Origin of the sequence: Escherichia sp. MR (assembly GCF_005280595.1) — a bacterium.
In the GTDB taxonomy this organism is placed as follows: Bacteria; Pseudomonadota; Gammaproteobacteria; order Enterobacterales; family Enterobacteriaceae; genus Escherichia; species Escherichia ruysiae.
The window spans coordinates 99,910-111,507 of sequence record NZ_SZVK01000010.1 but is presented as its reverse complement, the minus strand read 5'-3'; the positions used below and the strand labels follow the sequence as shown (position 1 = coordinate 111,507).

Below are 11,598 nucleotides of genomic sequence, written 5' to 3'. Positions count from 1 at the left end.
GACAGCTGATAGAAACAGAAGCCACTGGAGCACCTCAAAAACACCATCATACACTAAATCAGTAAGTTGGCAGCATCCCCCCTTAACTCATTGAATATTGATATCCTGAAAATCGATAAATCGTTTGTTGAGACGTTGACCACGCATAAAACCAGCCATTTGATTGCAGAACATATCATCGAACTGACACACAGTCTGGGTCTAAAAACGATTGCAGAAGGGGTGGAAACGGAGGATCAGGTCAACTGGCTGCGCAAACGCGGCGTGCGCTATTGTCAGGGCTGGTACTTTGCAAAGGCGATGCCGCCGCAGGTTTTTATGGCATGGGCAGAGCAATTACCCGCGCATGACGCCATGCGCGGGCAGTAACCCTAGATCCGGTGGCGGTAATCGCTGGGAGTGCGATCAAATTGCCGACGGAAAACGCGGGAAAAGGTCTGCTGTGAAACGTAACCCAGATCCATCGCGATATCAAAAATAGGGCGCTCGGTGGTGCGCAGTTCAACGGCAGCCAGTAGCAGTCGGCGTTGACGAATGTAATCGCCAAGCGTCTGATGCGTCACAGTGCGGAACATTCGCTGTAAATACCACTTTGAATAACCTGATTTTTTCGCCACCACATCAATGTTCAGCGGCTGGTCGATATGCTCGTCAATCCATGCGATAAGATCCTGAATAATTTTCTGATGGGACATAAATCTGCCTCTTTTCAGTGTTCAGTTCGTTAATTCATCTGTTGGGGAGTATAATTCCTCAAGTTAACTTGAGGTAAAGCGATTTATGGAAAAGAAATTACCCCGCATTAAAGCCTTGCTTACTCCAGGCGAAGTGGCGAAACGTAGCGGCGTGGCGGTATCGGCGCTGCACTTCTATGAAAGCAAAGGATTGATTACCAGTATCCGCAATAGCGGTAATCAGCGGCGATATAAGCGTGATGTGTTGCGATACGTCGCAATTATCAAAATTGCTCAACGCATTGGCATTCCGCTGGCGACCATTGGTGAAGCGTTTGGTGTGTTGCCCGAAGGGCATACGTTAAGTGCGAAAGAGTGGAAACAGCTATCTTCGCAATGGCGAGAAGAATTGGATCGGCGCATTCATACCTTAGTCGCGCTGCGTGATGAACTGGACGGTTGTATTGGCTGCGGCTGCCTTTCGCGTAGCGACTGCCCGTTGCGTAACCCGGGCGACCGCTTAGGGGAAGAAGGCACCGGCGCACGCTTGCTGGAAGATGAACAAAACTAAAGCGCCACAAGGGCGCTTTAGTTTGTTTTCCGGTCTTTGTCTTTCACTCTATCCCGCTGGTACACGGGAGGGTTTCCCCCGACGTCAACACACCTCATTCGAGCACGTGGTGGAGGTTCCGGTTAGTGTTGATACTTTAATTGTATGTCACCGCTGTTTCTTCGCCAGTGCAAAGTGATCCTTTTTAACCGCAATATTTTTGCCATCTTGCGTGATTTTTTACCGTAAACCTTCGCCACAAGTTGCCTACAAATGCCGTAATTTTGCGCATCCACGATAACGTTTGCGCATCAATTGCCTGGTTTTTCATCGTCAACACAAGAAAAGGGAAAAAAGCAGCAAACTTCGGTTGAAAAAGCCGCTATGATCGCCGGATAATCGTTTGCTTTTTTTTACCACCCGTTTTGTATGCGCGGAGCTAAACGTTTGCTTTTTTGCGACGCCCCAGATTGTCGCAAACCTGAAGCAGGAAGAATAACGTTTCGCTGGCAGGGGATTGTCCGCCACGCATCTTGACGAAAAATAAACTCTCAGGGGATGTTTTCTTATGTCTACGCCATCAGCGCGTACCGGCGGTTCACTCGACGCCTGGTTTAAAATTTCACAACGTGGAAGCACCGTCCGTCAGGAAGTGGTTGCCGGGTTAACAACGTTTCTGGCGATGGTCTACTCGGTTATCGTCGTTCCAGGTATGTTGGGTAAAGCGGGCTTCCCGCCAGCGGCAGTTTTTGTTGCAACTTGTCTGGTTGCCGGGATTGGTTCTATCGCGATGGGGTTATGGGCCAATCTGCCGTTGGCTATCGGCTGCGCCATCTCTCTGACGGCGTTTACCGCATTCAGCCTGGTGCTGGGGCAACATATTAGCGTACCTGTCGCGCTGGGTGCCGTGTTCCTGATGGGTGTTCTGTTTACGGTAATTTCTGCCACGGGTATCCGTAGCTGGATTTTGCGCAACTTACCGCACGGCGTGGCACACGGCACGGGGATTGGTATCGGCCTGTTCTTGCTGCTGATTGCCGCTAATGGTGTCGGTCTGGTGATTAAAAACCCGCTCGACGGTCTGCCCGTTGCGCTGGGTGATTTCGCGACCTTCCCGGTGATTATGTCACTGGTAGGTCTGGCGGTGATCATCGGCCTGGAAAAACTGAAAGTCCCTGGTGGCATTCTGCTGACCATTATCGGTATCTCAATTGTCGGTTTGATCTTCGATCCTAACGTCCATTTCTCCGGCGTTTTCGCCATGCCTTCATTGAGCGATGAAAACGGCAATTCACTGATTGGCAGCCTGGATATTATGGGGGCGCTGAACCCTGTGGTTCTGCCGAGCGTACTGGCGCTGGTGATGACTGCTGTTTTCGATGCTACCGGAACCATCCGTGCGGTAGCCGGTCAGGCGAACCTGCTGGATAAAGACGGGCAGATTATCGACGGCGGTAAAGCACTGACCACCGACTCCCTGAGCAGCGTTTTCTCTGGCCTGGTCGGTGCGGCTCCGGCTGCGGTATACATTGAGTCTGCGGCGGGTACAGCAGCGGGCGGTAAAACCGGTCTGACGGCAATCACGGTTGGCGTGCTGTTCCTGCTGATTCTGTTCCTCTCTCCGCTCTCTTACCTCGTTCCGGGTTACGCAACAGCTCCGGCGCTGATGTACGTTGGCCTGTTGATGTTGAGCAACGTGGCGAAAATCGACTTTGCTGATTTCGTCGATGCAATGGCGGGTCTGGTAACAGCAGTATTCATCGTGCTGACCTGTAACATCGTAACTGGCATCATGATCGGCTTCGCGACCCTGGTGATTGGTCGTCTGGTTTCTGGCGAATGGCGTAAGCTGAACATCGGTACGGTCGTTATCGCCGTGGCGCTGGTCACCTTCTATGCTGGAGGCTGGGCTATCTAAGCTTTAATAAGATTCTGAAAACGGGTGGCAATGGCTGCCCGTTTTTATTTTCTCCGTACATTGTGTGAGCTTTTGCGATATTCTGAAAAACTGAGAGTCCGGGCATAACGCCTTTCTCAAATCATAAAAAACATTGCAAACAGGGAACGCATGGAAATCTTCTTCACCATACTGATAATGACCCTCGTGGTCTCGCTGTCCGGGGTGGTCACTCGTGTCATGCCCTTTCAGATCCCGCTTCCGCTTATGCAAATCGCCATCGGTGCGCTACTGGCGTGGCCGACGTTTGGTTTGCATGTGGAGTTTGATCCTGAACTCTTTTTAGTCTTGTTTATCCCGCCGTTGCTGTTTGCTGATGGCTGGAAAACACCAACCCGCGAATTTCTCGAACATGGTCGGGAAATATTCGGCCTCGCGCTGGCGCTGGTGGTGGTCACTGTGGTCGGCATTGGCTTCCTTATTTACTGGGTGGTGCCGGGTATCCCGCTGATACCCGCCTTTGCGCTGGCGGCGGTGCTCTCTCCGACCGATGCCGTGGCGCTCTCCGGGATTGTTGGCGAAGGGCGTATCCCGAAAAAAATCATGGGTATTTTGCAGGGCGAAGCGTTGATGAATGACGCCTCCGGCCTGGTGTCGCTGAAGTTTGCCGTGGCAGTTGCGATGGGGACGATGATCTTCACCGTTGGCGGCGCGACGGTTGAATTTATGAAAGTGGCCATTGGCGGTATTCTCGCCGGTTTTGCGGTGAGCTGGCTGTATGGTCGCTCGTTGCGTTTCCTCAGCCGCTGGGGCGGCGATGAACCCGCGACGCAGATCGTATTGCTGTTCCTGCTGCCGTTTGCCTCTTATCTGATTGCCGAACACATTGGCGTTTCCGGCATCCTTGCAGCAGTTGCCGCCGGGATGACCATCACCCGTTCCGGCGTGATGCGCCGTGCGCCGCTGGCGATGCGACTGCGCGCGAACAGCACCTGGGCGATGCTGGAATTTGTCTTTAACGGCATGGTGTTCTTGCTGTTGGGTCTGCAACTACCGGGTATTCTGGAAACGTCGCTGGTTGCGGCGGAAATTGACCCTAACGTCGAAATCTGGATGCTGTTTACTGACATCATCTTGATTTATGCGGCGCTAATGCTGGTGCGTTTTGGCTGGCTGTGGACGATGAAAAAGTTCAGCAACCGGTTCCTGAAGAAGAAGCCGATGGAGTTTGGTTCGTGGACGACACGAGAAATCCTTATCGCTTCTTTCGCCGGGGTGCGCGGGGCAATTACTCTTGCTGGTGTGCTCTCTATTCCTCTGCTGTTGCCGGATGGAAATGTCTTCCCGGCGCGTTATGAGCTGGTGTTCCTGGCGGCTGGTGTCATTCTCTTTTCGCTGTTTGTCGGCGTAGTGATGCTGCCTGTTCTGCTACAACACATTGAAGTCGCAGACCATTCACAACAGTTGAAAGAGGAGCGAATCGCGCGCGCGGCAACCGCTGAAGTGGCAATTGTGGCGATCCAGAAAATGGAGGAGCGTCTGGCGGCGGATACCGAAGAGAATATCGACAACCAGTTGCTCACTGAAGTCAGCTCTCGCGTCATTGGTAATCTGCGCCGTCGCGCCGATGGACGTAATGACGTTGAAAGTTCGGTTCAGGAAGAGAACCTGGAGCGTCGCTTCCGTCTGGCGGCGCTGCGTTCTGAACGCGCTGAACTCTACCACCTGCGCGCCACGCGGGAGATCAGCAACGAAACGCTGCAAAAATTACTGCACGATCTCGATTTGCTGGAAGCGTTGTTGATTGAGGAAAATCAATAATCTGCAGGGTTGGCGGGCTTGCCCGCCAACCCGTCTTACTCTGGCGTTAACCAGTATCCTTCACAACAGGTCAGCCACGCCTGGGCACAGTGGGAAAGGTAAACGCCCTCACGCCAAATCATTCCTAATTTCCAGCGTAGTTCGCTTTCCAGCGGCAGCCATTTTAAGGTGTTTTTATCTAATCGCTGGCAAATGGGTTCCGGCAAAATGGCTATTCCGACACCGGACTGAACCATCGCGGCGAGAAAATCCCATTGTCCGCTGCGAACCGCAATCCTCGGCTTAACGCCATGTTCATCGAATAACGCCATCAATTGCTTACTTAAGGCAAAATCTTCGTTATAGATAAGAAGAGGATGTTCCGCCAGTGTCTCTGGTGAGACGGCATCACGCTCAAGCCATTTACCTGAACGCGGCACCAGAACACAAAGCGGATGACTAAACAGCGATAACGTTGTCAGGCCACTTTCTTCTACTGGCAGGGCGGTCAGTGCCATATCCAGTTCGCCGTTCATTACCGCTTGTTGTACCGTCAGACCACCAAACTCCGAAATCTTCAGTTCCACGCCGGGGTAACGCTGGCGGAACAAGCCAATCGGCCCGGCCATTAACATCCCAACCATCGGCGGGATCCCCAACCGTAAAACGCCGGTTTTAAGCTGATTGATATCGCTAAGCTCAGCTTCCAGTTGCCGAAACTCAGCCAATATAGCCAGCCCGCGCTCAAATACGACGCGACCAGTATCAGTGAGAAGCAGCCGACGACCATCGCGGATCAACAATATACAGTTCAGCTCATCTTCGAGATTCTTCAGCATCTTGCTGATGGTGGGCTGGGTCACAAACAACTTCTCCGCTGCGCGGGTGAAGCTTTGCTGGCGCACGACTTCGACAAAATAACGCAGCGTTCTGATATCCATAACTATTCCCTTTGACTATACCTGCAATGATTTTAATTCATTTCAGTAGCGGCATGAGGCTCTCTATACTTAACGTTCTGTTTTATTTTCAGGATATCCCCTCATGTCCGTGGCGCTTCGCCGCATTACCCCTGCCGTTGTGCAATCTCTTCAGGTATTTGTGCAGGTTGTGCTGTATGCAGGTTTATTTATTTTTGCGCAATATCTCGTCTCCTGGCTGCATTTGCCGCTGCCTGCCAACCTGGTGGGGATGATCCTGATGCTGGCGCTGATTGTTTGCCGCATTATTCCTCTGCAATGGGTACGTGCCGGGGCGCGCTGGTTACTGGCTGAAATGCTGCTGTTTTTTGTTCCTGCCGTGGTGGCGGTGGTGAACTATGCACAACTATTGCTGGTGGATGGTTGGCGTATTTTTGCAGTGATCGCGTTGAGCACGGTGATGGTATTGGGCACGACCGCCTGGGTAGTGGAAAAAGTCTATCGCTATGAAATGCGCAGGTTAAACCGTGACTAATTTTCAGTTAAGTGTGCTTTGTCTGGCGATAACCCTGGTTATCTACTTTCTCAATAAACGTCTTTATCGCCGCTTTCGTAAACTGCCGTTGATGCCTCTGGTGCTGACGCCTGCACTACTGGTTATGCTGCTGGTTTTCGGCAATATTTCCTGGCAAAACTATATTGGCGAAGCGCACTGGCTACTATGGTTATTAGGCCCGGCAACCATCGCCTTTGCGGTGCCGGTGTATGACAATCGGGCGATCATTAAACGTCACTGGATGTCGCTGACGGCGGGCGTACTGACGGCAACGGTGGTGGCAGTGACCAGCTCGGTGTGGCTGGCACGATTATTTACCCTGTCGGATGAGATCCAGCGTAGCCTGGCGGTGCGTTCGGTCACTACACCATTTGCTCTGGCAGCGAGCCAGTCGCTCGGCGGACAGCCTGATCTGGTGGCGTTGTTTGTGGTGGTCACCGGCGTGTTTGGCATGGCGATTGGCGACGCGCTGTTTTTACGTCTCTCGATTCGCGAAGGGATGGCGAAAGGTGCCGGATTTGGCGCGGCGTCTCATGGCGCCGGGACCGCGCGATCGTATGAATTGGGTCAACAAGAGGGCGTGGTTGCCAGTCTGGTCATGATACTTTCTGGCGTATTAATGGTACTGGTTTCGCCGCTGGTGGCCTGGATGATGTTCTGAAGAAATTCCCCGGTCGCCTGACCGGGGAAGGGTAGAGATTAATGTGCGCGGCCTTGCTCAACGCCAAAGCCTGTCTGGGAACGGATAAACTGCGCACGGAACAGTTCACGCTCACGCGCCCCTTCCGCTGAATTATCGGTTGCCGAGAAGAACCAGATGCCGAGGAATGCCACGGTGATCGAGAACAGCGCCGGGTATTCATACGGGAAGATGGCTTTTTCGTGACCAAGGATCTGTACCCAAATAGTCGGGCCGAGGATCATCAGCACTACAGCGGTAATCAGCCCCAGCCAACCCCCCAGCATCGCACCACGCGTGGTCAGTTTCGACCAGTACATAGAAAGCAGAATGATTGGGAAGTTACAGCTCGCCGCGATGGCAAACGCCAGACCCACCATGAAGGCGATGTTCTGATTTTCAAACAGGACACCGAGGATAATGGCAATCACGCCCAAAATCAGGACGGTGATTTTCGATACCCGCAGCTCTTCACGTTCGGTCGCGCCTTTTTTGAAGACGTTGGCGTAAAGGTCATGCGAAACCGCCGATGCACCTGCCAGCGTCAGACCGGCAACCACCGCGAGGATGGTGGCGAAAGCAACCGCTGAAATAAAGCCGAGGAACAGGTTACCGCCTACCGCATTGGCCAGGTGAACCGCCGCCATGTTGTTACCGCCAATCAGCGCCCCTGCCGCGTCTTTATAGGCCGGATTCGCACCGACCAGCATGATCGCGCCAAAACCGATAATAAAGGTCAGGATATAGAAGTAGCCCATAAATCCGGTGGCGTAGAACACGCTCTTACGCGCTTCACGGGCATCGCTGACCGTAAAGAAGCGCATCAGAATATGCGGTAAGCCAGCCGTACCAAACATCAGCCCCAGCCCCAGCGACAGCGCAGATATTGGATCTTTCACCAGCCCGCCCGGCTTCATGATGTCGACACCTTTCGGGTGCACCGCCATCGCTTCGCTGAACAGATTGTTGAAGCTAAAGCCAACATGTTTCATCACCATAAAGGCCATAAAGCTGGCACCGAACAGCAACAGTACGGCTTTGATAATCTGTACCCAGGTGGTCGCCAGCATTCCGCCGAACAGGACGTACATCATCATCAGTACGCCGACCAGAACCACCGCAATGTGATAGTTAAGGCCAAACAACAGTTCGATCAGTTTACCTGCGCCTACCATCTGGGCGATAAGGTAAAGCGCCACGACCACCAGAGAACCACAGGCCGAAAGAATACGAATCGGCCCTTGTTTCAGACGGTACGAGGCCACATCCGCAAAGGTATAGCGACCGAGGTTACGCAGACGTTCGGCAATCAGGAACAGAATAATTGGCCAGCCCACCAGGAAGCCCAGCGAGTAAATTAAGCCGTCATAGCCGGAGGTAAACACCAGCGCGGAGATGCCCAAAAATGAGGCGGCAGACATATAGTCACCCGCAATCGCCAGCCCGTTCTGGAAACCGGTGATATTGCCGCCTGCGGTGTAGTAGTCATTACGAGAACGTACACGTTTTGACGCCCAGTAGGTAATACCGAGCGTAAACACGACGAAAATCAGGAACATAATAATCGCCTGCCAGTTCGTCGGCTGGCGCTCTACGGCCCCGCTAATAGCATCCGCCGCGTTAGCTGCGAAAGGGAGTGTGGCGGCAAGCGCCGTCAGAACTCTTTTCATGATGCTTGTACCTCATGCAGGACTTCATTATTAAGACGGTCGAATTCGCCGTTCGCCCGCCAGATGTAGATACCGGTGAGAACAAAGGAGATCACAATCACTCCAACACCAATCGGAATACCGCGTGTGACGCTGGTGTTCGGGTTCAGCGGGGTGCCCAGCCAGCCGGGCGCGAAGGCGATCAGTAAAATAAAGCCGATATAAACTGCCAGCATAATAATCGACAGGATGGTGGCAAACCGTTGCCGTTTTTCGACTAACTCCCTGAAATGCGCATTGTCTTCTATCCGCTGATAAATAGTGCCATTCATCACAGATTCTCCAGAGGTAATGTAGGGATTGTTTTAATTCCCGCTCCCTTATGGGAGAAGGTTAACGCTCGGGTAACCCTTGCCGAATGTACGCCGGATAAGGCGTTATACGCCGCATCCGGCAATCAATGCCTGATGCGACGCTGTCGCGTCTTATCAGGCCTACAAACCGTTACCGACTCGCATCCGGCAATTGTGGGTTACGACGGCATTGCGATAGCCTGCTTCTCTTCAAGCAGCTTCTCGACTACGCCAGGATCGGCAAGCGTCGAGGTATCGCCCAGGTTGCTGGTATCGCCCGCCGCAATTTTGCGCAGAATACGGCGCATAATTTTGCCGGAGCGGGTTTTAGGCAGGGAGTCGGTCCAGTGCAGCACGTCTGGCGTTGCCAGCGGGCCAATCTCTTTACGCACCCAGTTGCGGACTTCTGCGTACAGTTCTGGTGACGGTTCCTCCCCGTGATTAAGCGTGACGTAGGCGTAGATCGCCTGACCTTTAATATTGTGCGGAATACCGACGACAGCGGCTTCGGCTATCTTCGGATGCGCCACCAGCGCCGACTCAATCTCCGCTGTCCCCAGACGGTGACCGGAGACGTTCAACACGTCGTCCACGCGCCCGGTGATCCAGTAATAGCCATCTTCGTCACGACGCGCGCCATCGCCACTGAAATACATATTTTTGAAGGTGGAAAAGTAGGTCTGTTCAAAACGCTCGTGATCGCCAAACAGCGTGCGCGCCTGACCCGGCCAGGAGTCGGTGATCACCAGGCTGCCTTCGGTAGCGCCTTCCAGCGGGTTACCTTCGTTATCGACCAGCGCCGGTTGCACGCCGAAGAACGGACGTGTTGCCGAACCGGCTTTCAGCTCGGTAGCGCCAGGTAGGGGGGTAATCATGAAACCGCCGGTTTCGGTCTGCCACCAGGTATCGACCACCGGACATTTCTCGTTGCCGATCTTCTTCCAGTACCACTCCCACGCTTCTGGGTTAATTGGCTCGCCCACAGAACCAAGAATGCGTAGCGACGAACGATCGGTGCCTTCAATCGCTTTATCGCCTTCCGCCATCAGTGCGCGAATCGCCGTGGGTGCGGTATAGAGAATATTGACCTGATGCTTATCCACCACCTGTGCCATACGGGCAGGCGTCGGCCAGTTCGGTACGCCTTCAAACATCAGCGTGGTTGCCCCGCAGGCCAGCGGACCATACAGCAAGTAACTGTGTCCGGTAACCCAGCCCACATCGGCGGTGCACCAGTAGATATCGCCCGGATGATAATCAAAGACATATTTAAAGGTCAGCGCCGCGTATACCAGATAACCGCCGGTAGTGTGCAGCACGCCTTTCGGCTTACCGGTAGAACCGGAGGTGTAGAGAATAAACAACGGATCTTCGGCGTTTACTTCTTCCGGCTGGTGCTGATCGCTCGCTTGCTCAACCAGGTCGTGCCACCACAGGTCGCGCCCTTCCTGCCAGTCGATTTTCCCGCCAGTACGCTTCAGTACAACCACATGTTCAATGCTGGTGACGTTCGGATTTTTCAGCGCGTCATCGACGTTTTTCTTCAGCGGAATGCTGCGTCCAGCGCGTACACCTTCGTCGGAAGTGATCACCAATCGTGAGTTGGAATCGATAATACGTCCGGCAACGGCTTCCGGCGAGAAGCCGCCGAAAATCACCGAATGCACCGCACCAATGCGGGCGCAGGCCAACATCGCGACTGCGGCTTCCGGCACCATCGGCATATAAATCGCCACCACATCACCTTTTTTAATGCCCAGCTCAAGCAGGGTATTGGCGAAGCGGCAGACGTCGCGGTGCAGCTCTTTATAGCTGATATGTTTGCTCTGGCTGGCGTCATCGCCTTCCCAGATGATAGCAGTGCGATCGCCGTTTTCTTGCAGATGGCGGTCGAGGCAGTTGGCCGCCAGATTTAGCGTGCCGTCCTCGTACCATTTAATGGACACATTACCCGGGGCAAAGGAGGTGTTTTTCACCTTCTGGTAGGGTTTGATCCAGTCGAGAATTTTTCCCTGTTCGCCCCAGAAGGTATCTGGTGCGTTAATAGATTGTTGATACATCGCCTCGTACTGCTGAGGGTTTATCAGGCAACGGTCTGCGATGTTGGCAGGAATGGTGTGTTTGTGAATTTGACTCATGCTTTTGTTCTCCTTGTAGGATGTTAATAATATGTGGCATAAGCGTTAAATGTAGGGGTATTGGCAGTTTTGTTTAGTATTTGGGCGACAGATCACGCAAAAGTAGAATTGTGCAAATAAACGGCAGGGTAATTTTTGAAGGACACCAACAAAAGTTGATTAATTCTTTGAGGAACATGCAGTTATGCATGCTGTTGAAAAAGAGGAAGATACCGACTAACTCTAAAGTGGTATTTTACATGCACTTACAATTGATTAAAGACAACATTCTGAGTGTGGTTATTTGTTACACATAGGGGTGAGCAATGTCATAACAGTGTATGTGCGGTTACTGTTATGAAAAAACAATAAAAACTGCCATTTCCTCAATGGCAAAATTTGG

General features: G+C 52.8%; 10 protein-coding genes and 1 pseudogene. 6 read left to right on the top strand and 5 right to left on the bottom strand.

Translation table 11 applies throughout. From position 1 onward, the window contains the following. Window positions 1-87: 87 nt before the first annotated feature. A pseudogene (locus FC814_RS06935) lies at window positions 88-369 on the top strand (EAL domain-containing protein); the annotation flags it as partial. A 2-nt stretch (window positions 370-371) separates the two neighbouring features. Here the strand turns inward: FC814_RS06935 and soxS are convergent. Further along, window positions 372-695, bottom strand: coding sequence for a superoxide response transcriptional regulator SoxS (gene soxS / locus FC814_RS06930; protein WP_000019357.1), 324 nt, complete (start codon window positions 693-695; stop codon window positions 372-374). An 85-nt stretch (window positions 696-780) separates the two neighbouring features. On the opposite strand from soxS, the gene soxR reads away from it, so the two are divergent. The 3 genes from soxR (at window position 781) to FC814_RS06915 (ending at window position 4,942) form a co-directional block, all read left to right on the top strand. Then, window positions 781-1,245, top strand: coding sequence for a redox-sensitive transcriptional activator SoxR (soxR, locus tag FC814_RS06925; protein WP_000412428.1), 465 nt, complete (start codon window positions 781-783; stop codon window positions 1,243-1,245). Window positions 1,246-1,792: 547 nt separating this feature from the next. Continuing rightward, window positions 1,793-3,142 carry a guanine/hypoxanthine transporter GhxP gene (ghxP, locus tag FC814_RS06920; protein WP_000106864.1) on the top strand — a complete coding sequence of 450 codons (1,350 nt, stop codon included), beginning with the start codon at window positions 1,793-1,795 and terminating at the stop codon, window positions 3,140-3,142. Window positions 3,143-3,292: 150 nt separating this feature from the next. Continuing rightward, window positions 3,293-4,942 (top strand): Na+/H+ antiporter, encoded by a 1,650-nt coding sequence (locus tag FC814_RS06915; RefSeq protein WP_000402198.1) that lies wholly within the window; start codon window positions 3,293-3,295, stop codon window positions 4,940-4,942. A 35-nt stretch (window positions 4,943-4,977) separates the two neighbouring features. Here the strand turns inward: FC814_RS06915 and FC814_RS06910 are convergent, their stop codons facing one another. Next, window positions 4,978-5,862: a LysR family transcriptional regulator gene (locus tag FC814_RS06910; RefSeq protein WP_000354952.1), complete on the bottom strand. Its 885-nt coding sequence runs from the start codon at window positions 5,860-5,862 to the stop codon at window positions 4,978-4,980. Window positions 5,863-5,965: 103 nt separating this feature from the next. Here FC814_RS06910 and FC814_RS06905 point away from each other — a divergent pair, with 103 nt between their 5' ends. Beyond that, entirely contained in the window at window positions 5,966-6,376 is a 411-nt protein-coding gene (locus tag FC814_RS06905; protein ID WP_000109436.1) for a CidA/LrgA family protein, read from the top strand. Continuing rightward, window positions 6,369-7,058: an LrgB family protein gene (locus FC814_RS06900; RefSeq protein ID WP_137325705.1), complete on the top strand. Its 690-nt coding sequence runs from the start codon at window positions 6,369-6,371 to the stop codon at window positions 7,056-7,058. The genes FC814_RS06905 and FC814_RS06900 overlap by 8 nt, the downstream gene beginning before the upstream one ends. A gap of 38 nt (window positions 7,059-7,096) precedes the next feature. On the opposite strand, the gene actP is transcribed toward FC814_RS06900, so the two are convergent. The 3 genes from actP to acs form a co-directional block, all read right to left on the bottom strand. Further along, on the bottom strand, window positions 7,097-8,746 hold the full coding sequence (actP, locus tag FC814_RS06895; protein WP_000832546.1) for a cation/acetate symporter ActP: 1,650 nt from the start codon (window positions 8,744-8,746) through the stop codon (window positions 7,097-7,099). Then, a complete protein-coding gene (locus FC814_RS06890; protein ID WP_001014565.1) occupies window positions 8,743-9,057 on the bottom strand; it encodes a DUF485 domain-containing protein in 315 nt (104 codons plus the stop codon). Before FC814_RS06890 ends, actP begins: the two co-directional genes overlap by 4 nt. Window positions 9,058-9,257: 200 nt before the next feature. Further along, on the bottom strand, window positions 9,258-11,216 hold the full coding sequence (gene acs / locus FC814_RS06885; RefSeq protein ID WP_000078202.1) for an acetate--CoA ligase: 1,959 nt from the start codon (window positions 11,214-11,216) through the stop codon (window positions 9,258-9,260). Window positions 11,217-11,598 lie beyond the last annotated feature (382 nt).

Bases quoted from the DNA above. Each gene is read 5' to 3' on its own strand.
- soxS (WP_000019357.1), bottom strand. From the start codon at position 695: ATGTCCCATCAGAAAATTATTCAGGATCTTATCGCATGGATTGACGAG.
- soxR (WP_000412428.1), top strand. From the start codon at position 781: ATGGAAAAGAAATTACCCCGCATTAAAGCCTTGCTTACTCCAGGCGAA.
- ghxP (WP_000106864.1), top strand. From the start codon at position 1,793: ATGTCTACGCCATCAGCGCGTACCGGCGGTTCACTCGACGCCTGGTTT.
- FC814_RS06915 (WP_000402198.1), top strand. From the start codon at position 3,293: ATGGAAATCTTCTTCACCATACTGATAATGACCCTCGTGGTCTCGCTG.
- FC814_RS06910 (WP_000354952.1), bottom strand. From the start codon at position 5,862: ATGGATATCAGAACGCTGCGTTATTTTGTCGAAGTCGTGCGCCAGCAA.
- FC814_RS06905 (WP_000109436.1), top strand. From the start codon at position 5,966: ATGTCCGTGGCGCTTCGCCGCATTACCCCTGCCGTTGTGCAATCTCTT.
- actP (WP_000832546.1), bottom strand. From the start codon at position 8,746: ATGAAAAGAGTTCTGACGGCGCTTGCCGCCACACTCCCTTTCGCAGCT.
- FC814_RS06890 (WP_001014565.1), bottom strand. From the start codon at position 9,057: ATGAATGGCACTATTTATCAGCGGATAGAAGACAATGCGCATTTCAGG.
- acs (WP_000078202.1), bottom strand. From the start codon at position 11,216: ATGAGTCAAATTCACAAACACACCATTCCTGCCAACATCGCAGACCGT.